Consider the following 25,128-nt stretch of genomic DNA (forward strand, 5'->3'; position numbering starts at 1 on the left):
GCCCGGTCGTCCGTAGACTGGGACGGTGATTTCCCGTATCGACCTGCGCGGGTCCCTTCCTGCCGACCTGCGCGACGTGCTGCCCCGCGCCGAACTCGACGTCGAGGCCGCCCTGGAGAAGGTGCGGCCGATCTGTGAGGACGTACGCCATCGTGGCGCGGCAGCCGTACGGGAGCTGACCGCGAGATTCGACGGCGTCGAGCTGGAGTCCGCCCGGGTGCCCGCCGAGGCGCTCACGCGCGCCGTGGAGGAGCTGGACCCGGCCGTGCGCGCGGCGCTTGAGGAGTCGATCCGCCGCGCCCGCATGGTCCACCGCGACCAGCGGCGCACCGACACCACGACGCGGGTCGTGCCGGGCGGCACGGTCACCGAGCGCTGGGTGCCGGTCGACCGCGTGGGGCTCTACGTGCCCGGCGGCCGGGCCGTCTACCCCTCCAGCGTGGTCATGAACGTGGTCCCCGCCCAGGAGGCGGGCGTGCCCTCGCTGGCCGTCTCCTCGCCCCCGCAGAAGGAGTTCGGCGGGCTCCCGCACCCGACCATCCTCGCCGCGTGCGCGCTGCTCGGCGTCGAGGAGGTGTACGCCGTGGGCGGCGCCCAGGCCGTCGCGATGTTCGCCTACGGCACCGAGGAGTGCCGCCCGGCCACGATGGTGACCGGTCCCGGCAACATCTGGGTGGCCGCGGCCAAGCGCCTGCTCAAGGGCCGGATCGGCATCGACTCCGAGGCCGGGCCCACCGAGATCGCGGTCCTCGCCGACGAGACCGCCGACCCCGTGCACGTCGCGGCCGACCTGATCAGCCAGGCGGAGCACGACGTCATCGCCGCCTCCGTGCTGGTCACCACCAGCGTGGAGCTGGCCGACGCCGTGGAGAAGGAACTGCCCGGCCAGGTGTCGGCGACCCGGCATCGCGAGCGCATCACCGAGGCGCTCGCCGGCCGCCAGTCGGGCATCGTGCTCGTCTCGGACATCGAGGCCGGGCTGAAGGTCGTGGACGCCTACGCCGCCGAGCACCTGGAGATCCAGACCGCCGACGCCCGCGCGGTCGCCGCCCGGGTGCGCAACGCCGGTGCGATCTTCGTCGGGCCGTACGCGCCGGTGTCGCTCGGCGACTACATGGCGGGCTCCAACCACGTGCTGCCGACCGGCGGCTGCGCCTGTCACTCCTCGGGGCTGTCGGTGCAGACGTTCCTGCGCGGCATCCACGTGGTGGACTACAGCCGCGAGGCGCTGGCCGGGGCCGCGCCGTACGTGTGCGCCCTCGCCGACGCGGAGGACCTGCCCGCCCACGGCGCCGCCGTACGCGCCCGCTTCGACTGGGAAGTGCCCGCATGACGACCCTCGACGACCTGCCGATCCGCGACGACCTGCGGGGCAAGCAGCCCTATGGCGCGCCGCAGCTCGACGTGCCGGTCCAGCTCAACACCAACGAGAACCCCTACCCGCCGTCGGCCGCGCTGATCGACGACCTCGCCCGCGCCGTACGGCGGGGCGCGGCGACGCTGAACCGCTACCCGGACAGGGACGCCGTCGAGCTGCGCAAGGATCTCGCCGACTACCTCGGCCACGGGCTGACGGCCCGCCAGATGTGGGCGGCCAACGGCTCCAACGAGATCATCCAGCAGATCCTCCAGGCGTTCGGCGGCCCCGGCCGCTCCGCCGCAGGGTTCGAGCCGTCGTACTCGATGCACCCGATCATCGCGGGCGGCACGAACACGCGGTGGATCGAGGGCCTGCGCGAGGAGGACTTCGCGATCGACCCGGACGCCGCCGTGCGGCTGATCGAGGAGCACCGGCCCGACGTGGTGTTCCTGACCTCGCCGAACAACCCGACCGGCACGGCCCTGCCGCTGGAGGTGATCGAGCGGATCCTCGCCGCCGCGCCCGGCATGGTCGTGGTCGACGAGGCGTACGCCGAGTTCGCCCGCACCGGCACGCCCTCGGCGCTGACCCTGCTGCCGGGAAACCCCCGGCTGATCGTGACGCGGACCATGTCGAAGGCGTTCGCGATGGCCGGCACCCGGCTCGGCTACCTCGCCGCCGACCCCGCGGTGGTCGACGCCCTGCTGCTGGTCCGCCTGCCGTACCACCTGTCCACGCTGACCCAGGCGGCGGCCCGGGTGGCGCTGGCGCACCGCGAGGAGCTGCTCGGCACGGTGGACGCGCTGCGCGCCGAGCGGGACGCCGTCGTGGACTGGCTGCGCGGGCGCGGTCTGAAGGTCGCCGATTCCGACGCCAATTTCGTGCTGTTCGGTACCTTTGCGGATCGGCGGTCCGTATGGGAGGGACTGCTCGAACGCGGGGTGCTGATCCGGGAGACCGGCCCCGCGGGCTGGCTGCGCGTGTCGATCGGCACGCCGGAAGAGATGGCGGCGTTCCGCGCCGCGCTGGAGGGGGTCCTCGCATGACCGAGCTCAACGAGCGCCGCGGCCGCGTCGAGCGCACGACGAAGGAGACGTCGGTGCTGGTCGAGGTGGGCCTCGACGGCACCGGGATCGTCGACGTGTCCACCGGCGTCGGGTTCTACGACCACATGCTCGCCCAGCTCGGCAAGCACGGCCTGTTCGACCTGACCGTGAAGACCGAGGGCGACCTGCACATCGACGCCCACCACACGATCGAGGACACCTCGATCGCGCTCGGCGCGGCCTTCCGCGAGGCCCTCGGCGACAAGTCGGGCATCCGGCGGTTCGGCAGCGCCTCCTGCCCGCTTGACGAGGCGCTCGCGCAGGTGACGGTGGACCTGTCCGGCCGGCCCTACCTCGTCCACACCGAGCCCGAGGGCATGGCCCCGATGATCGGGCCCGACTACGACACCACCATGACCCGGCACATCCTGGAGTCGTTCGTCGCGCAGGCGGCGGTCTGCCTCCACGTGCACGTGCCGTACGGGCGCAACGCCCACCACATCGTGGAGGCGCAGTTCAAGGCCCTCGCGCGGGCGCTGCGCGAGGCGTCGGAGCGGGACCCCCGGGCGACCGGCGTGCCCAGCACCAAGGGCGTGCTCTGATGACCTTCGCGTCCGGCGGGATGCTCTTCATCGGCCTCTTCCTGATCGGCGGGGTCATCTCGGGCATTCGGCAGGGCCTCAAGCTGCTGGCGGCGCTCGCCGGCGTCGGGGCCGTCATGGCGATCACCGCGGGGGTGATGTGGTGGCAGTGAGCAGACGGGTCGTCGTTCTCGACTACGGCTCGGGCAACCTCCGCTCGGCCGAGCGGGCGCTGGCCCGCGTGGGGGCCGACGTCACCGTCACCGCCGACTTCGACGCGGCCCTCGACGCGGACGGGCTCGTCGTCCCCGGCGTCGGCGCGTTCGCGGCGTGCATGGAGGGGCTGAAGGGCGTGCGCGGCGACCAGATCGTCGGCCGCCGCCTGGCCGGCGGTCGCCCGGTGCTCGGGATCTGCGTCGGCATGCAGATCCTGTTCGAGAAGGGCGTCGAGCACGGCGTCCACACCGAGGGCTGCGGCGAGTGGCCCGGCACGGTCGAGCGGCTCGAGGCGCCCGTGCTGCCCCACATGGGGTGGAACACCGTGACCGCGCCCGAGGGCAGCGTGCTGTTCCGCGGCCTGGAGGAGGGGACCCGCTTCTACTTCGTCCACTCCTACGGGGTGCGCGAATGGCGGCTGGAGGCCGGCGACGGCTTCGAAGAGCCGCTGGTCACCTGGGCCGAGCACGGCGTGCCGTTCGTGGCCGCCGCCGAGAACGGCCCCCTCATGGCCACCCAGTTCCACCCGGAGAAGTCGGGGGACGCGGGGGCCGTGCTGCTGTCCAACTGGCTGAGCACGTTGTGAGCGTGTCCAGCAGGCGAAATCTCGCGGCAGCGGTGCGACACTGGAAACCGGCGGGGCCGCGGCGCGTACGGCCGGCCGGGCCGAGGCCGTGACCGGACCTGAGCGGGAGGCCCGATGAGCAAGGAACGGGCCCGCAGGAGGGCGGAGCGCGAAGCCGAGCGCGAACGCCTCGCGGCGGCCCGGGCCGAGCGCGAGGCGAGGGCCGCCAGACGGCGAGAGATGCGCGAGCGGTTCGTCGGGCCCGTCACCGGAGCCGTGGCCGGGGTCGTGGGCGCGGTGCTGCCGCGGCCGGCCAGGCCCGTGCGGGTGGCCCGGCAGCGCGGGTTTCTCGCCCGTCGCCGCCGCACGGAGAACGCCGTCGTCGCCGTGCTGTGGTTCCTCGTCCAGGTGCTCGCCTGGATCCTGCTCGACTCGTGGATGGCCCGGCTGGGCGTGTTCCTCGGCTCGATCCTGCTGCTCCCGGTGCTCGTCACCATCGTTTTCGACCGGAGGTCATGACCAAATGTCGCTCGTATTGCTCCCAGCCGTCGACGTCGCCGACGGCCAAGCCGTCCGCCTCGTGCAGGGCGAGGCGGGGACGGAGACCTCGTACGGGGATCCGCTCGCCGCCGCCCTCGCCTGGCAGAAGGCCGGCGCGGAGTGGATCCACCTGGTCGACCTCGACGCGGCGTTCGGCCGGGGGAACAACCGCGAGCTGCTCGCCTCCGTCGTCGGCGCGCTGGACGTGAACGTGGAGCTGTCCGGCGGGATCCGTGACGACGCCTCGCTTGAGGCCGCGCTGAGCACCGGCTGCCGCCGGGTCAACATCGGCACCGCCGCGCTGGAGAACCCGGAGTGGTGCGCCAAGGCGATCGCCGAGCACGGCGACCGCATCGCGGTGGGGCTCGACGTGCGCGGCACCACGCTGGCCGCCCGCGGCTGGACCCAGGAGGGCGGTGACCTGTGGGATGTGCTCGACCGGCTGGAGTCGGAGGGCTGCCCGCGCTACGTCGTCACCGACGTCACCAAGGACGGCACGCTGCGCGGTCCCAACCTCGACCTGCTGCGCGAGGTGTGCGCGCGGACCGACCGCCCGGTCATCGCCAGTGGCGGGGTGTCCTCGCTCGACGATCTGCGGGCGATCGCGACGCTCGTGCCGGACGGCGTCGAGGGCGCCATCGTGGGCAAGGCGCTGTACGCCCAGGCGTTCACCCTGGAAGAGGCGCTCGCGGCGGTGAAGTCCGCATGAGCGAGCGCGACGCCTGGCGCGTGCCGTTCCGCACCGAATGCGAGGAGGCGGCATGAGCACTCAGATGCCCGAAGGGCGGATCTCCTCCGGCGGCCCGTGGGAGGACCGGTACGGCTACGCCCGTGCGGTCGTGGCCGGGCCGCACGTGCTCGTGTCCGGCTGCACCGCCACCGTGGGCGGCGAGGTCCAGCACGTGGGCGACGCCTACCAGCAGACGCTCACCGCCTTCTCCATCGCGCTGGACGCCGTCGAGAAGGCCGGTATCACCCGGGCCGACGTGGTGCGGACCCGCCTGTACGTGGTGAACGCCGGCGACTTCGACGCCGTCGGCAAGGCCCACGGCGAGATCTTCGGCGATGTGCGGCCCGTCTGCACGAGCGTGCAGGTCGCCGGGCTGGTGGACGAGCGCATGCTGGTCGAGGTCGAGGTCGAGGGCTACCGGCCGGTGGAACGCGGCACCCATGAGGACTGAGCGATGACCGTAGCGGTGCGGGTGATCCCCTGCCTGGACGTCGACGGCGGCCGGGTGGTCAAGGGGGTCAACTTCGAGAATCTCAGGGACGCCGGCGATCCGGTCGAGCTGGCCGCGCGCTACGACGCCGAGGGGGCCGACGAGCTGACCTTCCTCGACATCACCGCCTCCTCGGGCGAGCGCGAGACCATGCTCGACGTGGTGCGCCGTACGGCCGAGCAGGTGTTCATCCCGCTGACGGTCGGCGGCGGCGTGCGGTCGGCCGACGACGTGGACCGGCTGCTGCGCGCGGGGGCCGACAAGGTCGGCATCAACACCGCCGCCATCGCGCGTCCCGAACTGCTGACCGAGACCTCGCGCCGGTTCGGGTCGCAGTGCATCGTGCTGTCGGTGGACGCGCGCCGGGTGGTCGACGGGCCGCCCACGCCCTCCGGGTTCGAGGTGACGACCCACGGCGGGCGCCGGGGGACCGGCATCGACGCGGTGGAGTGGGCGCGCCGCGGGGAGGAGCTCGGCGTCGGCGAGATCCTGCTCAACTCCATGGACGGCGACGGCACCAAGTCGGGCTACGACCTGGAGATGCTGCGGGCCGTGCGGGCGGCGGTGAGCGTCCCGCTGATCGCCTCCGGCGGCGCCGGGCGGCTGGAGGACTTCCCGCCCGCGGTGGACGCCGGGGCGGACGCCGTGCTGGCCGCCTCGGTCTTCCACTTCGGCCAGCTCAAGATCCACGAGGTCAAGGACACGCTGCGCGCGGCCGGTCACCCGGTCCGCTGAGCGCCCGCCGGGGGCCGGGATCCGGCCCCCGGCCGGTGTGTCCTCAGTCGATGTCGACGATCGCCGTGGGGTAGGCGTCAGGGCCGGTCCCGAGCGACGAGGACGCCATCGACTGGTACTGCCACTGTCCCTGGAAGCTGCCGCCCCGGCCGCACCCGTCGTCGCCCCAGCACGTCGTGGCGGCGGACGCCTTGTGGGCCGGCTCGGCCGCCGCGAGCCCGACGGCGACGAGGAACGCCAGGCCCAGCAGGCTCGGGAAACGCTTTGCACGCATAGCTGTCTCCTGTCCGTGAACCGATCATGTGGCGCTCCGGAGTCCGCCTCCTCAATGGTCAGCCGGGTATCACGCAACCGTCCATCCCAATCACCGCAAATAGGACGATAGTGGGCCAAAACCGGCATACGTGATTGTGTGTTCTTTATCGAGATTCGACGTGGCCGGTCAGCGGGGACCGATCGCTCCCGGGCGCGCGTGGGCCCGAGGCGGGGGCTCGAACCCCGGGGGCCGGATGTGCGGGCTCTCCTGCACGAGCCCTAGAGTTGCCAATGATCATCGTCTCGCCGCGCCCCGGAGGAGCATGTGTCCGACCTCGCCTCGCTCGACGACGTCCGCCGCCGGATCGACGAGCTCGACGCCCGTCTGACGACACTGCTGGCCGAGCGGCAGCGTCTCGTGCGCGCCGCAGCGGCTTTCAAGACGGACGAGCAGGCCGTACGGGCTCCCGGCCGGGTGGAGCGGGTCGTGACGGCGGCGCGTGAGCGCGCGGAGCGCGAGGGGCTGTCCCCGGAGGTCGCCGAGGCCGTCTGGCGGGCGATGATCGGGGCGTTCGTGGAGTACGAGCTCACGGAGCACCGGCAGCGCGGGTAGCAGGGCGCCGCGGGCCCGCCGGCATGGAGGGACGCGGAAGGAATGGAGGGACGCGGAAGGAAAGGCCGGCGGAGCAAGGGCGGATGCCCTGCCGGCCTGTGCGCGGAGAGCCTCGGGGCTCTGACTGTCAGTGCGGTTCGTCGATCGTTCGTCGCTGCCTGTGGTCGTGATCGGGGTTACCTGAGGGAGAGCGGGGACGGGCGAGCCGCGGCCTCAACTCAGCACCGAGGTGAAGAAGGTCGCCAACCTGCTGGCTCCGGTGTTGACCGTGTCGAACACGCCTCGCACGGCGCCTGCCGCCGCTTGCGGCTGGCTGTAGAGGTAGAAGACCACGAACGCGATGGCCGCGTACGTAAGAACCTTCTTCGCCTTCATCGGGGGGCCTCCTGCAGTCGGTATCCCGGTCGTTTGTACCCGGCGGCAGTAATGATCATAACTAGCCGAGAGGCCATGAGGCCGTTCCGCCCTCATAGTGAGACGGCGTGATTCAGCGGCTCGTCACGGCGCGACCCGGGCTGCTCGCGGGCCTGCCCGCACCCCCGCCGACCTGCGCGGAAAGAGCGGAGCCCGGCCGGAAAGAGCGAGGCTCGGCCCGGAACGAGCGGGGCTCGGCCTGGCAAGAGCGGGGTTCGGCCCGGAACGTCCGGGGATCACCCCGGAAAGAGCGGGGGCTCAGCCCGAGAAGAGCGAGGTGAAGAACGCGGACAGGCGTTCGGCTCCCGTGCTGACGCCCCCGAACAGGTTCCTGACCGCGCCGGCGGCGTTTGCCGGCTGCGTGAACAAATAGAAGATCACGAACGCGATGACCAGATAGGTCAGGACCTTTTTGAGGTTCATCCGGGGCTCCCAAACGCTCCCACACGTCGTGCGCTGGTCTCACATGCTGCCCCATTGGACGACGTTTACGTGAGAATTCCGGACAACTCCCGCGATTTCGTGCTCAGGGCCCCAATCGGGCTTCCTGTAGCCGGGCGATCGCCGCGGCGTCCCCGTCGTACGTCACCCGGGCGTGCGCCTGCCTGCCGAACGCGAACAGCAGCAGCTCCGACGGCTCGCCGGTGACCACCACGGCGGGCTCCGCCATCCGCCCGGCGGTCTTCGCCCCGTCGGGACGGCGGAGCACGACCCCCACCGGAGCCTTGCGCAGGAAGAGCCGGGCGCCGCCGCGCAGCCGGCCCCAGAACGCCTCCTGCAGGTCCCGCGGGATGACGCGAGGCTCCCAGCCGGCCTGCGCCCGGCGCACGTCCTCGTGGTGGACGAAGAGCTCCACCGTGTTGACGATCTCGTCCAGGCGGGGGACCAGCCCGTACGGCGTCCAGCGCGGCGGGCCGTGACGGACGAGCCCGACCAGCTCGGGATAGGGGTGGCGCCGCTTGATGCGGTCCTGCACGGCGGCGGTGTAGCCCGCCAGGAACGGCAGCGCGATGCCGGGCGCGGCGTCGAGCCGGCGCTCGCGCAGCACGAGGTGGGCCGTGAGGTCCTCGGTCGCCCATCCCTCGCACAGCGTGGGCGCCCCAGGACCGAGGCGGTCGAGCAGGTCGCAGAGCGCCGCGCGCTCCGTCTGGGCGTGTGTCACGCGATCAGCCTATGCGTCCGTCGTCCCGTCCGGACCGGCGGCCGCGCCTGTCCGAGGAATAAACAGGTTGATCAGGATGATAGGGAGTAACTAGCACTGTCTGGCAGATGCCGCCCCTCACGGCGATCCGCGAGACATGACTAGGACCAAGGGCTTGGGCGGCGTCGGTCCGGTGACCGATCCGGTGGCGTCCCCGAGTGAGTAACGTCCCCTCCGGGACGCTCGCAGGGAGCGGCCCCGGCTGGTCCCCCGATCGGAAGGAACGCACCGCGTGCCGACGAAGGAGTCCCCCGCGCGGCCCGGCAGCTCAGTCATGCTCCAGGGTCTCAAGGTCATCGGTGTGGCGATCAGAACCGAGCCGAGGATCTTCACCGGCGCGGTCGTCGCCAGCGCCGTCTACGGCGCGATGACCGTCGCCTCGTCCTGGGCGCTCGGCTGGGCGACCGACAACGCGGTGCTGCCCGCGTTCCGCGACGGCGCGGCGGGCACCGGCACGCTGGTCGTGGCGGCCCTGCTGATCGTGGGCGTGGCGGTGCTCAAGGCCGCGGGGATCATGGGCCGGCGCATCATGGCCGGGATCCACCAGTACCGCATGCAGGCCCACTCGCGCCGCGCCGTGACGCGGCAGTACCTCCGGCTGCCCCTCGCCTGGCACCACCGCCACCCCACCGGGCAGCTCCTGTCCAACGCCAACTCCGACGTCGAGGCGGCCTGGGCGCCGCTCGCCCCGCTGCCGATGGCGGTGGGCGTGGTCGTGATGCTGGTGACGGCCGCCGTGGCGATCGTGCTGGTCGACCCGGTGCTCGCCGTCGTCGGCTTCCTGATCTTCCCGGCCGTGGCCGTGCTCAACCTGGTCTACCAGCGCAGGCTTTCACCGCTCGCGATGCGGGCCCAGCAACTGCGGGCCGAGGTGAGCGAGGTCGCGCACGAGAGCTTCGACGGCGCGCTCGTCGTCAAGACCCTCGGCCGGGAGGACGCGGAGACCGCGCGCTTCCAGGCGAAGGCCGACGCGCTGCGGGACGCGAACGTCGCCGTCGGCCGGGTCCGCGGGCTGTTCGACCCCATGCTCGAGGCGCTGCCCACGCTGGGCGTGCTCGCCGTGCTGCTCGTCGGGTCGCTGCGGCTGGAGTCGGGCGGCGTCGCGGCCGGCGACCTCATCCAGGTCGCCTACCTGTTCACCCTCCTCGCCTTCCCGATCCGGGCGCTCGGCTGGGTGCTGGCCGAGCTGCCGCGCAGCGTCGTCGGCTGGACGCGGGTCACCGACGTCCTCGACGCCACCGGCTCCATGGAGTACGGCACCGCCCGCCTGGACGCCTCCGGCCCGGCCCGGGTGGAGGCCGAGGGCGTCTCCTACGCGTACGTGCCGGGAAGCCCGGTGCTGAAGGACGTGCGCTTCGCCGTGGCGCCGGGCCGTACGATCGCGCTCGTCGGGCCGACCGGGGCGGGCAAGTCGACGCTCACCCAGCTGCTCGCGCGCCTGATCGACCCCGGCGAGGGCGTCGTCCGCGTCGACGGCGTCGACCTGCGCGAGGTGGCCAGGGGCGAGGTGAGCGCCTCGGTGGCGCTCGTCCCGCAGCAGACGTTCCTGTTCGACGACACCGTGCGCGGCAACATCGCCCTCGGCGGGCAGGAGCCGGACGAGCGGGTCTGGGCCGCGCTGCGGCTCGCGCAGGCCGACGGGTTCGTGAGCGCGCTGCCGTCCGGCCTGGACACCCGGATCGGAGAGCGCGGCGCGACGCTGTCGGGCGGTCAGCGCCAGCGTCTCGCACTGGCCCGCGCGCTCGTGCGCGAGCCCCGGCTGCTCATCCTCGACGACGCCACCTCCAGCGTCGACCCGCAGGTCGAAAAGCGCATCCTGTACGGCCTGCGCGACGGCGCCGCCGAGGCCACGGTGATCGTGGTCGCCTACCGGATGGCGACGATCGCGCTCGCCGACGAGGTCGTCTACCTGGAACAGGGCGTGGTCACCGACCACGGCACCCACGAGCAGTTGCTGGCCCGCTGCGCGGGCTACCGCGACCTCGTCACTGCCTACGAGCGCGAGGAGGCCGAACGGGCCGCGCTCGACATCAGCGAAGACACCGATGAGGAGGTCGTGGCATGACGCACGGCCCGAAGCCCTGGACGAGGAGCGTGACGCGGTGACCGCCGTGACCGACCCTGCGACCGGCACGGCCGCAGGAGAGAGCTCGTCCCTGCGGTCGGCCGACCGGGGCGCCCTGGAGACGTTCAAGCAGGGCCTGCGGCTGTCGCCGGAGTTCCGCCACGGGCTCGCCGGGACGCTCGTGCTCGCCGTGCTGGCGACGTTGGGCAAGGTCGTCGTGCCGATCGCCGTGCAGCAGGTGATCGACCGCGGCCTGGGCTCGGGCGAGCCCGACCTGCCGTTCATCCGGAACGCCGTGGCCCTGTGCGCGCTCGCCGTCGTGCTGACCGCGCTGTGCGGCTACCTGATGAACGTCCGGCTCTACCGCTCCACCGAGTCGGGCCTGGCGGCCCTGCGCGGCAAGGGCTTCCGCCACGTGCACGACCTGTCGGTGCTGACGCAGAACACCGAGCGGCGCGGCGGCCTGGTGTCCCGCGTGACCGGCGACGTCGACCAGATCAGCACGTTCATGCAGTGGGGCGGGCTGATGGTCATCGTGTCCGCCGGGCAGCTGGTGGTGGCGACCGTGCTCATGGCCGTCTACTCCTGGCAGCTCACGCTGATCGTGTGGGCCTGCTTCCTGCCGCTGGTGCTGGCGCTGCCCCGGTTCCAGCGCCTGGTGGCCAAGGCGTACACCAAGGTGCGCGAGCGCGCCGGCGACGTCCTCGCCGCCGTCAGCGAGTCGGTCGTCGGCAGCGCGGTGATCCGGGCGTACGGCTCGGAGGACCGCACGGCCGAGCGGATCGACACGGCGGTGGACGGCATGCGCGCGGCGCAGACCCGGGCGCAGAAGATCGTCGGGTTCACGTTCCCGGCCACCGAGCTGGTCGCCTCGATCACGGTCGCGCTGGTGGTCGTGGCCGGAGTCTGGCTGGGCGTCGCCGACTCGATCACGGCGGGCCGGCTCATCGCGTTCCTGTTCCTGATCACGCTGTTCATCAGCCCGTTGCAGACCGCGACCGAGGTGCTGAACGAGGCGCAGAACGCGATCGCCGGATGGCGGCGCATCCTGGGCGTGCTCGACACCCCGGCCGACGTGGCCGACCCCGAGAACGGCGAGACGCTGCCGCGCGGCCCGATCTCGGTCCGCTTCGACGGCGTGGGCTTCGCCTACCCCGGCGGGCCGCCGGTGCTCCACGACGTGTCGGTCGAGATCCCGCCGCGCACGCGGGTCGCCGTGGTGGGGGAGACCGGCTCGGGCAAGACGACCTTCGCCAAGCTGCTCACCCGGCTCATGGACCCGACCTCCGGCCGGATCCTCGTGGACGGGACCGACCTGCGCACGGTGAGCTTCTCCTCGCTCAGGGAGCGGATCGTCATGGTCCCGCAGGACGGGTTCCTATTCGACTCGACGCTTGAGGACAACATCCGCTTCGGGCGGCCCTCGGCGACCCGGGAGGAGATCACCCGGGCCCTGACCGAGCTCGGCCTCGCCGACTGGCTCGACGGCCTGCCCGCGGGCCTGGACAGCCCGGTCGGCCAGCGGGGCGAGTCCCTGTCGGCCGGCGAACGCCAGCTCGTCGCGCTCGCCCGCGCCTACCTCGCCGACCCCGACCTGCTGCTGCTCGACGAGGCCACCTCCGCCGTGGACCCCGCCACCGAGGTGCGCCTCGCCCGCGCCCTCGACGGCGTCACCCGCGGTCGTACGGCCGTCTCGATCGCCCATCGCCTGTCCACCGCACAGGCGGCCGACGAGGTCCTGGTGTTCGAGCACGGCCGGATCGTCCAGCGCGGCCCGCACGCCGTCCTGGTCGAGCAGCCCGGCGTGTACGCCGACCTCTACGCCTCCTGGACCACCGCGACCACCGTCCACTGACGCCGGCGGCCGGCGTCGTCCGGCCCTGATCGCACCGGCCGCCTGAGCCTTTCACGAGCGAGCCGGAACAGGTCGTCGAGGAGATGCTCGACCGGCTCGCCGCCTCGATGGCCGACGAGCCGGTCGAGTCGCTGGCCGTGCTGCGCTCGATGCTGACCCATCCGGGAGCCTCCGACGCCGCAGCGGAGGGGGCGGCCCGCTACCGGGCGCAGATCGCCGAGCTGCTGCGCCCCTGCCTGCGCTCCCTGACGGGCGCGGACGGCTGATCTGCGCCGAGACTGTCATGAAGGAGATCGCCGCCAAGGCGGCGGTATGAGCGGAAGCGAGCGGGACATGGAGGACGTCGTGGGGAAGCCGGTGCTGGTCGAGCGGGGTAGCACGGACAGGATCGCCCCGCCCCTCGGTGCGTACAGCCATGCGGCGCGTGTCTCACCGGAGGGCGCCGTCCTGCACATCGCGGGGCAGGTCGGCAACGCCCCCGACGGAACGGTCGCCCCGGACGCGTACGGGCAGACCGTCCAGGCGTTGCGCAACATCGCCGCGATCGTCGAGGACGCCGGAGGTATCCCGGCGGAGGGGCTGGTCTCGCTGTTCACGATGGTCGCGAGCCGGGAGGCGCTTCCCGGCGTGCGCCGCGGCATCGGCGAGGTCTTCGCCGAGTGGTTCCCTGAGGGGGACTATCCGATCAACTCGTTGTGCGTGGTGGCCGGGCTGGCCCGCGAGGACCTGCTGGTAGAGATCGCCTCGGTGGCGGTGGTGCCGGGATGACGCCGGAGGACATCCCCGCGCTCTTCCCCGCTCTGCGGCAGATGACAGCGGTGGGCGCATAGATCTGCCGTCTCCCGCGCGTTCAGTGGGTCTGCGGGTCTCCGCCGGACAGGCGCTGGGCCAGGTAGATCGGGATCACCGACAGCAGGATCAACGCGGCGGCGACCACGTTGACCACCGGCGCCTGGTTGGGCCGGAACAGGTTCTCGAAGATCCAGATCGGCAGCGTGCGCACGCCGGCCCCGGCGGTGAACGTCGTGACGATGATCTCGTCGAACGACAGCGCGAAGGCGAGCAGCCCGCCCGCGAGCAGCGCCGAGCGCATCATCGGAAACGTCACCAGGCGGAACGTGGTGAACGTGTCCGCCCCGAGGTCGGCCGACGCCTCCTCCAGGTTCAGACCCATGCGGCGCAGCCGGGCCAGCACGTTGTTGTAGACGGTGACCACGCAGAACGTCGCGTGGCCGACGATCACGGTCAGCAGCCCGAGGGGGAGGCCCAGCACCGTGTGGAAGGTGTTGCTCAGCGCGATGCCGGTCACGATGCCGGGCAGCGCGATGGGCAGCACGATCACGAGCGAGACCGTCTCCCGGCCGAAGAACCGGTAGCGCTGCACCGCGAAGGCGGCCATCGTGCCGAGCACGAGCGCGATCGCGGTCGCGCCGAGACCCGCCTGGACCGAGGTCCACAGCGCGTCGCGCAGGCCGGCCGAGTCCCAGGCGGCGCCCCACCAGCGCAGTGTGAACCCGGCGGGCGGCCAGGAGAAGGTCCGATCGGAGTTGAACGAGTTGAGCAGCACCACGGCCAGCGGCACGTAGACGACGGCCAGGCCGATCACCAGCGCCGCCCGCAGCAGCGTCCGGGACGTACGAGAGAGATTCACCGGGCCTCCTTCGCCGGCCGGTGGACCAGATCGCTGTGCTTGCCGGTTCGTTCGCTTCGCTGTCTCACAGGTTCTCCAGCGCTCCGGTGCGGCGTACGGCCGCGAGGTAGACCAGCATGATCACGACGGGGACGGTGGCGACGGCGGCGGCGAAGGGGAGGTTGTTGGCCGCGCCGATGTTGTCGTAGACCACGTTGCCGATGAGCTGGGTCTTGCCGCCGACGATCTTCACGGTGATGTAGTCGCCCAGCGAGAGCGAGAACGTGAAGATCGACCCCGCCACGGCGGCGGGGAAGGTCAGCGGCCAGACCACCGTGCGGAAGGTCCGCCACCCGCGCGCGCCGAGGTCGCCGGCGGCGTCGAGCAGCGAGTCCGGCAGCCGTTCGAGCCCCGCGTAGATCGGCAGGATCATGTACGGCAGCCACAGGTACGACAAGGTCACCACGGTGGCGGTCAGGCCGTAACCCCAGCCGAGCACGCCGTCCGAGGACAGCATCACCCGCCACGCGTACGCCTTGACCAGGTAGGACGCCCACAGCGGGGTGAGCACGGCGATCACCAGCCAGCGCTGGGCCCGCGGCGAGGCCAGCTTGGCCATCGCGAACGCCATGGGGAAGGCCACCACCAGGTCGATCAGCGTGACCGCCGCGGCCACGCCGATCGAGCGCAGGGCGACCGTGCGGTAGACCTCGCCGGTGACCAGGTCGGTGAAGTTGGCCCAGGTGAACACCTTGACCACGTCGCCGGTGAACACGTCGGTCGACCAGAACGCGGTCACGAGAAGGGCCGCGAGCGCGCCCAGGTAGGCCAGCCCCAGCCAGGCCAGGGGCGCCGACAGCAGCAGCGACAGCCGCACCCCGGCGTGCCGGTGCAGGAACGAGGCGGCCCGCCTCCGCATCCCGGGGGAGGCGGCCGTCGTGGTGATGGTCGTCATCGTCTTCTCTCCGTGCGGCTTGTCTCCGTGCGGCCGAGGGGGACGGCTGGGCGGCCGTCCCCCATGGGGAGCGCTCAGCCCTTGATCTCGGTCCAGGCCCGGGTCCACTCGGAGTAGTCGGTGCACTTGACGTCGGTGCGCCCGTCGAGGCACTGCGTGATCGGCGTGGTCCAGTAGTGGACCTTGGAGAAGTACTCCTCGTCGGTCGCGTGGTAGGTGTCGCAGAACGACTTGTCGGAGGTCTGCTCGCACGCCTTGGCGTTGGACGGCGCCTCGCCGAACCACTCGGCGACCTGCGCGTTGGCCGTGGGGGAGATGATCCAGTCGAGCCACTTGTAGGCGCAGTTGGGGTGCTTGGCCTTCGCGGCGACCATCCACGTGTCCGACCAGCCGGTGGAGCCCTCCTTGGGCAGCGTCGTCTTCACGGGCGCCTTGTCGGCCTCCACCAGGTTGGCGATCACCTGCCAGGTCGTGCCCACGACCGTGTCGCCGGACTTGAACGACTGCACCGCCTTGGTGTAGTCGGACCAGTACTCGCCGATGTTCTGCTTCTGCTGCTTGAGCAGGTCGACCGCGGCCTGGAGCTGCTTGTCGTCCAGCGCGTACGGGTCCTTGATCCCCAGCTCGGGCTTGGCCGACATCAGGTAGAGCGCGGCGTCGGCGATGTAGATGGGCGAGTCGTACGCCGTCACCTTGCCCTTGTACGGCGAGGCGGGGTCGAACACGACGCTCCAGGAGTCGGGGGCCGGCTTCACGGTGTCCGTGCGCCACATGAGCAGGTTCGCGCCGCGGCCGTGCGGGATGCCGTACGCGACCCCGTTGACCGAATTCCACGGCTTGAGCTTCAGCCCGTCGAACACGTCCGCGTAGTTCGGCACGAGGTCGGTGTTGACCGGCGCGACCGTGCCCGAGGCGATCAGGCGCAGCGAGGCGTCGCCCGAGGCCGACACGGCGTCGTACTCGCCGGTCTTCATCAGGTTGACCATCTCGTCGGAGGTGCCGGCCGTCTTGGTGTTGACCGTGCAGCCCGTGGCCTTCTCGAACGGGTGGACCCAGTCGACCTTGGGGTCGTTGGAGCCGTCCTCCGCGTACCCGGCCCAGGCGACGAGGTTGACCTGTCCCTCGCCGGGGCCGAGGGACTTCAGGGCCTCGATCTTCGGCGGGGTGAAGGCGCCGCCGCCGGGGGCCGCGGCCGGGCCGCCGCCGGTAGTGGACGACCCGCCGCCGCAGCCCGCGACGGCGGCAAGCGCCAGCGCGGCGGTGACGACGAGAGAAGGCCTGGCGAAACGCGGACGGGGGGACCGCATCGTGGTTCTCCTTGCTGTGAGTGGTGCGAGTCAGCCGGCGGCGACCGGCTCGGCGGGGGCGTCGATGGGGAACTCGTGCCGGCGGTTCCACACGAGGCGGACGCGGGCGCCGCGCAGGCCCGTCACGTCCATGGACGACGCCTGCAGGTTCTGCTGGAGGGCGATCAGGCGCCCGCCCGCGTCGAGGTCCACGACGAACCGGGTCGCCGGACCGGCGTACACGACCTCGCGGATCACGCCGGCGGCCTCGTGCTCGTCCGGGCCCGAAGGCTCCTCGCCGAGCACGACGCGCAGCTTCTCGGGCCGGACGCTGAAGGTCCCCTCCCTGCCCAGCACGGCCCGCGCGGCCTCGCCGGAGATGAGGTTGGAGGTGCCGACGAAGGAGGCGACGAAGGCGGTGGCCGGGCGCTCGTACACCTCGGCGGGGGTGCCGACCTGCTCGATCCCGCCCTGGTTGAACACCGCGATCCGGTCGCTCATCGTCAGCGCCTCCTCCTGGTCGTGGGTCACGAACAGGAACGTGATGCCGACCTCCCGCTGGATCGCCTTCAGCTCGACCTGCATCTCCTCACGGAGCTTGAGGTCGAGGGCGCCGAGCGGCTCGTCGAGCAGGAGCACGCGCGGCCGGTTGACCAGCGCGCGGGCCAGCGCGACCCGCTGGCGCTGGCCGCCGGACAGCTGGGCCGGGCGCCGCTTCTCGAAGCCCTCCAGCCGCACCGAGCGCAGCGTGGCGAGCGCCCGCTCGCGCCGCTCCGCCCTGGGCACCTTCTTCACCCGCAGGCCGTACTCGACGTTGTCCAGCACGCTCATGTGGGGGAACAGCGCGTAGTCCTGGAAGACCGTGTTCACGTCCCGCTCGAACGGCGCGAGCCGCGTGACGTCACGCCCGCCCAGCTCGACCGTCCCTGCGGTGGGCGACTCGAACCCCGCGATCATGCGCAGCACGGTGGTCTTCCCCGAGCCGGACGGCCCGAGCATCGCGAAGAACTCCCCGTCGGCGACGTCGAGGTCGATCCCGGCGACCGCCTCGACCGGCCCGAAGTTCTTGCGCAGGCCACGGAGACTGACTGCTTGGTCTGGCATGACCCAAAACATATGGAGTTAAATGTTTCACGTAAAGACCCGATCCGATATCACTGTTGTCAACTTTCGCGGGAGTCCCCTTTCGCGGACGGCGTGGGCGAACAGGAGTGCGACCGTGAACATGGCTCGCCTGGCCGTCTTCTCACCCGTGGACAGCACCGCGCGGGTGGACGTCGTGGTCCGGCGGCTCGCCGACGCGATCGCGGTCGGCCTGCTCGCCGACGGCGAGCAGCTGCCCAGCGAGGCGGAGCTCGCCGGCAGGCTCGGCGTCTCCACCGTGACCCTGCGGGAGGCGCTCACGGCGCTGCGCCGGCAGGGGATGGTCGAGACGCGGCGCGGCCGCGGCGGCGGCAGCTTCGTACGCCTGCCCGCCGGGCTCGACCCCCTGGCGCGGCTGCGCGCGTTCGCGGCCGACGAGCTGCGCGACTTCGGCGACCACTACGCGGCCATCGCCGGCACGGCGGCCAGGCTCGCGGCCGAGCGCTCGCTGCCCTCGGACGTCGCGCCCCTGTGGCGCACCCTGGACGAGATGGACGCCGTCGCCGCCGCGCCGGAGGCGGCCGGGTCCGCGGAAGCGTGCGCCCGGCTGCGCAGGCTCGACGGCCGGTTCCACATCGAGGTGGCGGCGGCCTCGCAGTCGGCCCGCCTCACTCAGGAGGAGATCCGGTTACAGGCTGACATCGGACCGTTGCTCTGGCTTCCGCACGAGGGCCTGAGCGGGCACGATGAGACGGCGGCACAGCATCGCGCCATCGCCGGGGCCGTCGAGCGCGGCGACGGCGAGCAGGCCAGGGCCGTCGCCGAGCGGCACGTGCTCGACGCGACACGACACCTCATCGAGCTTCGGTTGCGGCTGCGGGAGTAAGAAGCATGAGCACACCGGCGTCACTTGTGCAGGCCGGGCAGGACCACGCCGCCGCGGCGGTGGCGCGGGTGCGCGAGGCGGCCGAGGGCGTCTTCGAGGCGCTGCGCGAGGTCCGCGACGCCGCCGTCGCCTGCGTCCTGCCCGCGGGCGGCACCCGCCGCCCGGTCGTGGCCGACCTCGCGGCGCTGCGCCCGCTGCTGTGGGCCCGGCTGCGCGGCGGCGCGCTGCCCGTCCATCTGCCCGCCCATCTGCCGGTCCATCTTCCGGCGCTGATCGCGGGGATCGGCTTCATCGCCGCGCCCGGCCTGCTGGCCGACGCGCCCTGGTACCTCGAATGGTGGCAGGAGAACCCCTCCGGCGACCCCGTGCAGCTGCTGCGGGACATGGACCCGGCGAGCAGCGCCTTCTACGACTACACCCACTGGGACTGGTACGCCGGCCCGTCCTCCGGCGCGGATCGCACGATCTGCGGCCCGTACGTCGACTACCTGTGCACCGACGAGTACAGCCTCACGCTGTCGGTGCCCGTGCTGGCCGGGGGGAGCTTCGCCGGGGTGGCCGCGGCCGATGTGTTCGTGCGGCGGTTCGAGGCCGCGGTGCTTCCGGCGCTGCGGGAGATCCCCGGCCCGGCGTTCCTGGTCAACGTCGAGGGGCGGGTCGTCGCGTCCAACACCGCGAGCCGGGTCGCGGGGTCGGTCTACCGGGGCGGCTCGCGCGACGGTGACCACGTCGTGCGCCGGGTGGGCGACCTGCCGCTGTCCCTGGTGACCGCGACGGCCTGCGAGGCCGTGTAACGGCGGCGGGGTAGCGGCGGCGGGGGCGGCCGGGACCTGCGGCAGAATTGGCGTCATGGCCCTCGATCCCAAGATCGCCGACCGGCTGAAGCGCACGCCGGACGGCCTGGTGCCCGCGATCGTCCAGCAGCACGACACCGGAGAGGTGCTCATGCTCGCCTGGATGGACGACGAGGCGCTGCACCGCACGCTCACCACCGGCCGGGCGACCTACTGGTCCCGCAGCCGGGGGGAGTACTGGGTGAAGGGCGACACCTCGGGCCACGTGCAGTGGGTCAAGCACGTGGCGCTCGACTGCGACGGCGACACGATCCTGCTCAAGGTCGACCAGGTGGGGGCGGCCTGCCACACGGGCGACCGCACCTGCTTCGACGCCGACGTCCTCGACGTGAGCGGCGCGCCGTGACCGCCCCCGCGCCCGCCCGCGACCAGGCGCGCACGGCGCGGCGCTCGCTGCTGGTGTGGCTGGCCGCCTGCGCCGTGGGCGGCGGGCTCGCGCTGCTGGCCGCGGGCCGCGTGTGGGTCACGCTCGGCACGGCGGGAGGACCCGCGGGAGCGGGCGCCGGCTCCCTCACGGGCAACGACCTGGTCGCCTGGCTCACCCCCGCCGCGCTGGCCGCGCTCGCCGCCGTGCTGGCCGTACTGGCGACCCGGGGGGTCGCGCGGCGGGCGACGAGCGTGGTGGTCGCCCTCCTCGGCGCGGCGGTCGCGGCCGGGGCGTGGGACGGCACGCGCGGCGCGACGATCGCGTCCGCGGCTGCGCAGCACATGACGACCGCGGTGACGTCCTCGGGTCACATCTCCCTGGAGTCGCGCGCCTGGGTCTGGCCGGTGCTGACCGCCGCGGGCGGGCTCGTCCTGGCCGGGGCGGGCGTAGTGGCGGCGATCCTGAGCGTGCGCTGGCCCGGCATGTCGAGCAGGTACGAGCGGGGAGCCGGGCACGAGGGCACGGCCGGCGCCACCAGGGTGAAGGACGCCGACAGGGCGATGTGGGACGCCATCGACGAGGGTGAGGATCCGACCGCGTAGCCGGTCCACCGGGCGGGGGAGGACTGTCCCACACGAGTTGGACCGTTCCCGGCTCAGATTACAAATTGTCCACAAAGCGGATTCTCGTCGGACCGGCCACCCTGCTGCCGATAGGCTTCGCGCCGACCTCTGATCGTCGCACAGGAGACCGAATGAGCCACGGGAGTCGGCCGGGCGGCACGGGCGGCCACGGCCGCCGGCCCGGCCGGGGTGACCGGCTGCCGGCCTCCGGCGGCCATCGCCATCCGCTCCGTTCGGATCGCACCGGCGCCGGCCACCCTCCGGCGCCGACGGGAACGGCATGGTCGTCGCGTCGATCCTCCCCGGCATCCCCGGCCCGTCTCCATGCGGTGCTCCGCGGATTCTCGGGGCCGTCTCCGGTCTCGTCGCGCTGAGGAAGATCCGAGACCTCTTTTTCCCCCACTCACGCAGGAGCATTCCATGACGTACGGCAACGACCCGGGCCAGAACCCGGGTGGTTACCCGCAGAACCAGCCCGGCCCGCAGGGCGGGTATCCCCCGCCGCAGGGTGGTTACCCGCCGCCCCAGGGTGGATACCCCCCGCCGCAGGGCGGTTACCCGCCGCCTTCCCAGGGCGGCTACCAGCAGGGCGGCGGCTACCCGCCCCCGCAGGGCTCGTACCCGGCCGCGCCCGGCGGTGACCAGTACGGCGGTCAGTACGGTGACCAGTACGGCGGCCAGTACGGCGGCGCGTACGGTCCGCCCGGCGGCTACCCGGCTCCCGAGCTCGCCCACTGGGGTCTGCGCGTCGGCGCCACGCTGATCGACGGCCTCATCGTCGGCGTCCCCACCTGGATCCTGAGCATCATCGGCAGCGCCCTGAGCGCCGGCTCGGTGGACCAGGAGACCGGCCAGGTCGGCTCCGGCTTCGGGATCGGCCTGGTGCTCTCCCTCCTGGCCATCGCCGTCGGCCTCGGCCTGGGCCTGTGGCTGAAGCACAAGGAGGGCACGACCGGCCAGACGGTGGGCAAGAAGGTCGTCGGCATCCAGACGGTCAAGGAGCAGACCGGCGAGTACATCGGATTCGGCATGGCCGTCGTCCGGTACATCTGCCACATCGTGGACGGCCTGCCCTGCTACATCGGCTACCTGTGGCCGCTCTGGGACGCCAAGCGGCAGACCTTCGCCGACAAGATCGTCGGCACTGTGGTCGTGCGCGCCCCGCGTTAGGCTGACCTTCATGGAGGTGATCGGACGGCGCGCGCGGGACCGGGTGCGGTCGCTGTGCGCGCCGTTCGGCGCCGCGGCCGTTCTGGCCGCGGCGGTGACATGCCTGGCCGTGGTCGACCCGCACGAGCCGGGTCACTACCCCGCCTGTCCCCTCTATTACCTGACCGGCCTGTACTGCCCCGGCTGCGGCGCGCTGCGCGCCGTCCACGACCTCGCCCACGCCGACCTCGCCGGGGCGGCGCGGATGAACCTGCTCTTTGTCTTCTGCGTTCCTGTCGTAATCACGTTGTGGACCCGTTGGGCGTTACGATCATGGCAGGGACGGCCCACGCGCCCGGACATCGCGCGCCCCGCATACCTGTGGGGACTCCTCGCCGTCGCGGCCGTCTTCGGAGTGGTGCGTAATACGCCTTTCGGGCAATTCCTCGCACCGTGAATCGACCCGGTGGCGGCCCGACGCGAGACGGGCCGATACCATCGCAGGGCAGGACACGCAGAGCAGCCGACCGGAGGGACCCTTACGCGTGAGCGAGCGGACAGGCAAATCGCGCGAGCTCCGAGCCGAAGGCGAGGAGGACGCGTGAGTGTTCTTGAGGAGATCATCTCGGGCGTGCGGGAGGACCTCGAGGAGCGGCAGCGCGACGTGCCGATCGAGGAGCTCAAGCGGCTCGCCGCCCGCGCCCCCGAGCCCCGGGACGCCTATGCCGCGCTCGGCGGCGACCGGGTGTCGGTCATCGCGGAGGTGAAGCGGTCGAGCCCCTCGAAGGGCGCGCTCGCCGCCATCGCCGACCCCGCGGCACTCGCGGCGGACTACGAGGAGGGCGGCGCCCACGTCATCAGCGTGCTGACGGAGCGGCGCAGGTTCGGCGGGACGCTCGCCGACCTCGCGGCCGTGCGCGCGGCCGTGGACATCCCCATCCTGCGCAAGGACTTCATCGTCACCTCCTACCAGCTGTGGGAGGCCAGGGCGCACGGCGCCGACCTCGCCCTGCTCATCGTGGCGGCCCTCGACCAGCAGGCGCTCGTCTCGCTGATCGAGCGGGCCGAGTCGATCGGGCTCGCCCCGCTCGTCGAGGTGCACACCGAGGAGGAGCTGGGCCGCGCGGTCGACGCCGGCGCCAAGATCATCGGCGTGAACGCCCGCAACCTCAAGACGCTCGAGGTGGACCGCGAGGTCTTCGCCACGCTCGCGCCCAAGGTGCCGGACGGCGTCATCAAGATCGCTGAGTCCGGGGTGCGCGGCCCGCACGACCTGCTCGCGTACGCGCGGGCGGGGGCCGACGCCGTGCTGGTGGGCGAGAGCCTGGTCACCGGCAGGGACCCGAAGGCGGCGGTCAACGACCTCGTCACCGCGGGCGCCCACCCGGCCTCCCGGCAGGACACCGGCTCCGAGAGGCACTCGTGAACGACAGCGCATCGGAAGGAGGCCACGTGACCGCGACGGAGGGGCCCATCCTCACCCCCGCGGACCTGGCCGGCAACGGGATCCACGGCAACGACCCGGACATCCACGGCAAGTTCGGCAAGTTCGGCGGCAGGTACGTGCCGGAGGCGCTCATCCCGGCCCTCGACGAGGTCGCCGCGGAGTATGAGAAGGCCAAGACCGACCTGGGCTTCCTGCGCGAGTTCGACCACCTGCTGCGCACGTACGCCGGGCGTCCCACGACGCTGACCGAGGTGCCGCGCTTCGCCGGGCACGCGGGCGGCGCGCGGATCCTGCTCAAGCGCGAGGACCTGACCCACACGGGCGCACACAAGATCAACAATGTGCTCGGGCAGGCGCTGCTGACCAAGCGGCTCGGCAAGCGGCGCGTCATCGCGGAGACCGGAGCGGGCCAGCACGGCGTCGCCACCGCCACCGCCGCGGCGCTCATGGGCCTGGAGTGCGTCATCTACATGGGCGCGGTCGACTGCGAGCGCCAGGCGCTCAACGTCGCCAGGATGAAGCTCCTCGGCGCGACGGTCGTGCCGGTCACCAACGGCAGCCAGACCCTCAAGGACGCCATCAACGAGGCGTTCCGCGACTGGGTCACCAACGTCGACCACACCCACTACCTGTTCGGCACCGTCGCCGGTCCGCACCCGTTCCCGGAGATCGTGCGGGACTTCGCCAGGATCATCGGCGTGGAGGCCCGGCGTCAGGTCCTGGAGCTCACCGGCGGGCTGCCGGACGCGGTCTGCGCCGCCGTCGGCGGCGGGTCGAACGCCATCGGCGTCTTCCACGCCTTCATCGAGGACGAGGACGTCCGGCTGTACGGCTACGAGGCCGGCGGCCGGGGCGTGGAGACCGGCGAGCACGCGCTGACCCTGACCGAGGGCAGCGTCGGCGTGCTGCACGGCGCCCGCACCTACGTCCTGCAGGACGAGGAGGGTCAGACGATCGAGTCGCACTCGATCTCGGCCGGCCTCGACTACCCCGGCGTGGGCCCGGAGCACGCGTGGCTCAAGGACACCGGCCGGGCCACCTACGAGGGCGTGACCGACGAGGAGGCCATGGAGGCCTTCGCCCTGCTCGCCCGCACCGAGGGCATCATCCCGGCCATCGAGTCCTCGCACGCGCTCGCGGGCGCGCTGCGGCTGGGCCGCGAGCTCGGCCCGGACGCCGTCATCCTGGTGAACCTGTCGGGCCGCGGTGACAAGGACATGGGCACCGCCATGAAGTACTTCAACCTCTGATCAGCATCGATAGGGCATCCCGATGACGACACTCCACGCGGTGTTCGACAAGGCCCGCGCCGAGGACAGGGCCGCGCTCGTCGGCTACCTGCCGGCGGGCTTCCCGACCAAGGACGGCGGGGTCGCCGCGGCGACCGCGATGGTCGAGGCCGGCTGCGACGTGATCGAGATCGGCTTGCCGTACTCCGATCCGCTCATGGACGGCCCGACCATCCAGGACGCGGTCCACCGGTCGCTGACCAACGGCACCCGCATCGCCGACGTGCTGCGCACCGTCGAGGGCGTGGCGAAGTCGGGGGCCGCGACGCTGGTCATGACGTACTGGAACCCGATCGACCGCTACGGCGCCGAGCGCTTCGCGCGCGACCTCGCCTCGGCGGGCGGCGTCGGGACCATCACGCCGGACCTGACGCCCGAGGAGTCCGAGCCCTGGCTCGCCGCGAGCAAGGAAGCCGGCATCGACACGGTCTTCCTCGTCGCGCCCAGCTCGCCGGACGAGCGCATCTCCCGGGTCGCCGCCTGCTGCACGGGCTTCGTGTACGCGGCCTCGCTGATGGGCGTGACCGGCGCCAGGGAGACCGTCGGCTCGGCGGCGGAGGGCCTGGTCAAGCGGACCAAGGCGAACACGTCGCTGCCGGTCTGCGTCGGGCTCGGCGTCGGGAACGGCGCCCAGGCGGCCGAGGTCGCGGCGTACGCCGACGGCGTCATCGTCGGGTCAGCCTTCATCCGGCGCCTGCTCGACGCGCCGGACGAGAAGTCCGGTCTTGCGGCGGTACGCGAGCTCGCGTCCGAACTCGCCCGGGGCGTCCGGCGCTGAGCCGCCCTGGGGTTTCCTTCCCGTACAGGCGCCGCGAGCAGCCAAGATAAGGCGGCTTACCATGCTCTTATCCAGCACATGGTGAGGTTGGGTCCCGGTACTGTTCAGTCGGTGT

Annotated in this window: 31 protein-coding genes; 23 read left to right on the forward strand and 8 right to left on the reverse strand. The window is 72.2% G+C overall.

The window, feature by feature from the left end; genetic code table 11:
• The first annotated feature begins 25 nt into the window (after window positions 1-25).
• The 9 genes from hisD (at window position 26) to hisF (ending at window position 6,263) form a co-directional block, all read left to right on the forward strand.
• Window positions 26-1,333 carry a histidinol dehydrogenase gene (gene hisD / locus BXA11_RS02070; RefSeq protein ID WP_076432225.1) on the forward strand — a complete coding sequence of 436 codons (1,308 nt, stop codon included), beginning with the start codon at window positions 26-28 and terminating at the stop codon, window positions 1,331-1,333.
• Window positions 1,330-2,406, forward strand: a complete 1,077-nt coding sequence (locus tag BXA11_RS02075) for a histidinol-phosphate transaminase (RefSeq protein WP_076432227.1) — start codon at window positions 1,330-1,332, stop codon at window positions 2,404-2,406. Before hisD ends, BXA11_RS02075 begins: the two co-directional genes overlap by 4 nt.
• Window positions 2,403-3,008 (forward strand): imidazoleglycerol-phosphate dehydratase HisB, encoded by a 606-nt coding sequence (gene hisB, locus BXA11_RS02080; RefSeq protein ID WP_030509942.1) that lies wholly within the window; start codon window positions 2,403-2,405, stop codon window positions 3,006-3,008. The genes BXA11_RS02075 and hisB overlap by 4 nt, the downstream gene beginning before the upstream one ends.
• Window positions 3,008-3,160 (forward strand): hypothetical protein, encoded by a 153-nt coding sequence (locus BXA11_RS43600; RefSeq protein ID WP_167769238.1) that lies wholly within the window; start codon window positions 3,008-3,010, stop codon window positions 3,158-3,160. Before hisB ends, BXA11_RS43600 begins: the two co-directional genes overlap by 1 nt.
• Window positions 3,157-3,789 (forward strand): imidazole glycerol phosphate synthase subunit HisH, encoded by a 633-nt coding sequence (gene hisH / locus BXA11_RS02085; RefSeq protein WP_167769239.1) that lies wholly within the window; start codon window positions 3,157-3,159, stop codon window positions 3,787-3,789. Before BXA11_RS43600 ends, hisH begins: the two co-directional genes overlap by 4 nt.
• A 114-nt stretch (window positions 3,790-3,903) precedes the next feature.
• On the forward strand, window positions 3,904-4,287 hold the full coding sequence (locus BXA11_RS02090) for a hypothetical protein (protein ID WP_030509944.1): 384 nt from the start codon (window positions 3,904-3,906) through the stop codon (window positions 4,285-4,287).
• A 4-nt stretch (window positions 4,288-4,291) separates the two neighbouring features.
• Window positions 4,292-5,017 carry a bifunctional 1-(5-phosphoribosyl)-5-((5-phosphoribosylamino)methylideneamino)imidazole-4-carboxamide isomerase/phosphoribosylanthranilate isomerase PriA gene (gene priA / locus BXA11_RS02095; RefSeq protein WP_030509945.1) on the forward strand — a complete coding sequence of 242 codons (726 nt, stop codon included), beginning with the start codon at window positions 4,292-4,294 and terminating at the stop codon, window positions 5,015-5,017.
• 52 nt (window positions 5,018-5,069) lie between these two features.
• Window positions 5,070-5,489 (forward strand): RidA family protein, encoded by a 420-nt coding sequence (locus BXA11_RS02100; RefSeq protein ID WP_030509946.1) that lies wholly within the window; start codon window positions 5,070-5,072, stop codon window positions 5,487-5,489.
• Between the two features lie 3 nt (window positions 5,490-5,492).
• A complete protein-coding gene (gene hisF, locus BXA11_RS02105) occupies window positions 5,493-6,263 on the forward strand; it encodes an imidazole glycerol phosphate synthase subunit HisF (RefSeq protein WP_076432229.1) in 771 nt (256 codons plus the stop codon).
• A gap of 43 nt (window positions 6,264-6,306) precedes the next feature.
• Here the strand turns inward: hisF and BXA11_RS02110 are convergent, their stop codons facing one another.
• Complete coding sequence (locus BXA11_RS02110) at window positions 6,307-6,537, reverse strand: hypothetical protein (protein WP_030509948.1); 231 nt, start codon at window positions 6,535-6,537, stop codon at window positions 6,307-6,309.
• Between the two features lie 306 nt (window positions 6,538-6,843).
• On the opposite strand from BXA11_RS02110, the gene BXA11_RS02115 reads away from it, so the two are divergent.
• Window positions 6,844-7,131, forward strand: a complete 288-nt coding sequence (locus BXA11_RS02115) for a chorismate mutase (protein ID WP_030509949.1) — start codon at window positions 6,844-6,846, stop codon at window positions 7,129-7,131.
• A 213-nt stretch (window positions 7,132-7,344) separates the two neighbouring features.
• Here BXA11_RS02115 and BXA11_RS43605 read toward each other — a convergent pair whose 3' ends face one another.
• The 3 genes from BXA11_RS43605 to BXA11_RS02120 all read right to left on the reverse strand — a co-directional run bounded on the left by BXA11_RS43605 (window position 7,345) and on the right by BXA11_RS02120 (window position 8,707).
• Window positions 7,345-7,506: a hypothetical protein gene (locus BXA11_RS43605; RefSeq protein WP_167530286.1), complete on the reverse strand. Its 162-nt coding sequence runs from the start codon at window positions 7,504-7,506 to the stop codon at window positions 7,345-7,347.
• Between the two features lie 297 nt (window positions 7,507-7,803).
• Window positions 7,804-7,968 carry a hypothetical protein gene (locus BXA11_RS43610; protein WP_167769240.1) on the reverse strand — a complete coding sequence of 55 codons (165 nt, stop codon included), beginning with the start codon at window positions 7,966-7,968 and terminating at the stop codon, window positions 7,804-7,806.
• A 103-nt stretch (window positions 7,969-8,071) separates the two neighbouring features.
• Window positions 8,072-8,707 (reverse strand): TIGR03085 family metal-binding protein, encoded by a 636-nt coding sequence (locus BXA11_RS02120; RefSeq protein ID WP_076432231.1) that lies wholly within the window; start codon window positions 8,705-8,707, stop codon window positions 8,072-8,074.
• 313 nt (window positions 8,708-9,020) lie between these two features.
• On the opposite strand from BXA11_RS02120, the gene BXA11_RS02125 reads away from it, so the two are divergent.
• The 4 genes from BXA11_RS02125 (at window position 9,021) to BXA11_RS02140 (ending at window position 13,434) form a co-directional block, all read left to right on the forward strand.
• A complete protein-coding gene (locus tag BXA11_RS02125) occupies window positions 9,021-10,811 on the forward strand; it encodes an ABC transporter ATP-binding protein (protein WP_076432233.1) in 1,791 nt (596 codons plus the stop codon).
• Entirely contained in the window at window positions 10,792-12,666 is a 1,875-nt protein-coding gene (locus BXA11_RS02130) for an ABC transporter ATP-binding protein (protein WP_083743881.1), read from the forward strand. The genes BXA11_RS02125 and BXA11_RS02130 overlap by 20 nt, the downstream gene beginning before the upstream one ends.
• Window positions 12,667-12,749: 83 nt before the next feature.
• Complete coding sequence (locus BXA11_RS02135; RefSeq protein ID WP_076432237.1) at window positions 12,750-12,932, forward strand: hypothetical protein; 183 nt, start codon at window positions 12,750-12,752, stop codon at window positions 12,930-12,932.
• Window positions 12,933-12,978: 46 nt separating this feature from the next.
• Window positions 12,979-13,434: a RidA family protein gene (locus tag BXA11_RS02140; RefSeq protein WP_083743882.1), complete on the forward strand. Its 456-nt coding sequence runs from the start codon at window positions 12,979-12,981 to the stop codon at window positions 13,432-13,434.
• Window positions 13,435-13,516: 82 nt separating this feature from the next.
• On the opposite strand, the gene BXA11_RS02145 is transcribed toward BXA11_RS02140, so the two are convergent.
• From BXA11_RS02145 to BXA11_RS02160, 4 genes are all read right to left on the reverse strand, one after another.
• Window positions 13,517-14,317, reverse strand: coding sequence for an ABC transporter permease (locus BXA11_RS02145; protein WP_030509955.1), 801 nt, complete (start codon window positions 14,315-14,317; stop codon window positions 13,517-13,519).
• Between the two features lie 64 nt (window positions 14,318-14,381).
• Complete coding sequence (locus BXA11_RS02150) at window positions 14,382-15,251, reverse strand: ABC transporter permease (RefSeq protein WP_076432239.1); 870 nt, start codon at window positions 15,249-15,251, stop codon at window positions 14,382-14,384.
• Between the two features lie 74 nt (window positions 15,252-15,325).
• On the reverse strand, window positions 15,326-16,558 hold the full coding sequence (locus BXA11_RS02155) for an ABC transporter substrate-binding protein (RefSeq protein WP_083743883.1): 1,233 nt from the start codon (window positions 16,556-16,558) through the stop codon (window positions 15,326-15,328).
• 30 nt (window positions 16,559-16,588) lie between these two features.
• Window positions 16,589-17,641, reverse strand: coding sequence for an ABC transporter ATP-binding protein (locus BXA11_RS02160; protein ID WP_030509958.1), 1,053 nt, complete (start codon window positions 17,639-17,641; stop codon window positions 16,589-16,591).
• Window positions 17,642-17,762: 121 nt separating this feature from the next.
• On the opposite strand from BXA11_RS02160, the gene BXA11_RS02165 reads away from it, so the two are divergent.
• The 9 genes from BXA11_RS02165 (at window position 17,763) to trpA (ending at window position 25,013) form a co-directional block, all read left to right on the forward strand.
• Window positions 17,763-18,506 carry a FadR/GntR family transcriptional regulator gene (locus BXA11_RS02165; protein ID WP_076432467.1) on the forward strand — a complete coding sequence of 248 codons (744 nt, stop codon included), beginning with the start codon at window positions 17,763-17,765 and terminating at the stop codon, window positions 18,504-18,506.
• Window positions 18,507-18,511: 5 nt separating this feature from the next.
• Window positions 18,512-19,300, forward strand: coding sequence for a cache domain-containing protein (locus BXA11_RS02170; protein WP_076432241.1), 789 nt, complete (start codon window positions 18,512-18,514; stop codon window positions 19,298-19,300).
• A 55-nt stretch (window positions 19,301-19,355) separates the two neighbouring features.
• Complete coding sequence (gene hisI, locus BXA11_RS02175; protein WP_030509961.1) at window positions 19,356-19,706, forward strand: phosphoribosyl-AMP cyclohydrolase; 351 nt, start codon at window positions 19,356-19,358, stop codon at window positions 19,704-19,706.
• Window positions 19,703-20,329: a Trp biosynthesis-associated membrane protein gene (locus BXA11_RS02180; RefSeq protein ID WP_076432243.1), complete on the forward strand. Its 627-nt coding sequence runs from the start codon at window positions 19,703-19,705 to the stop codon at window positions 20,327-20,329. The genes hisI and BXA11_RS02180 overlap by 4 nt, the downstream gene beginning before the upstream one ends.
• A 441-nt stretch (window positions 20,330-20,770) precedes the next feature.
• Entirely contained in the window at window positions 20,771-21,520 is a 750-nt protein-coding gene (locus BXA11_RS02185; protein ID WP_076432245.1) for an RDD family protein, read from the forward strand.
• Between the two features lie 10 nt (window positions 21,521-21,530).
• Entirely contained in the window at window positions 21,531-21,956 is a 426-nt protein-coding gene (locus BXA11_RS02190) for a DUF2752 domain-containing protein (RefSeq protein WP_076432246.1), read from the forward strand.
• 144 nt (window positions 21,957-22,100) lie between these two features.
• Window positions 22,101-22,925, forward strand: coding sequence for an indole-3-glycerol phosphate synthase TrpC (gene trpC / locus BXA11_RS02195; RefSeq protein ID WP_030509965.1), 825 nt, complete (start codon window positions 22,101-22,103; stop codon window positions 22,923-22,925).
• A gap of 80 nt (window positions 22,926-23,005) precedes the next feature.
• Window positions 23,006-24,196, forward strand: a complete 1,191-nt coding sequence (gene trpB, locus BXA11_RS02200; protein ID WP_239104840.1) for a tryptophan synthase subunit beta — start codon at window positions 23,006-23,008, stop codon at window positions 24,194-24,196.
• Between the two features lie 22 nt (window positions 24,197-24,218).
• Window positions 24,219-25,013 carry a tryptophan synthase subunit alpha gene (gene trpA / locus BXA11_RS02205; RefSeq protein WP_076432248.1) on the forward strand — a complete coding sequence of 265 codons (795 nt, stop codon included), beginning with the start codon at window positions 24,219-24,221 and terminating at the stop codon, window positions 25,011-25,013.
• Window positions 25,014-25,128 lie beyond the last annotated feature (115 nt).

Source organism: Microbispora rosea, from assembly GCF_900156315.1.
Taxonomy (GTDB): Bacteria; Actinomycetota; Actinomycetes; order Streptosporangiales; family Streptosporangiaceae; genus Microbispora; species Microbispora rosea.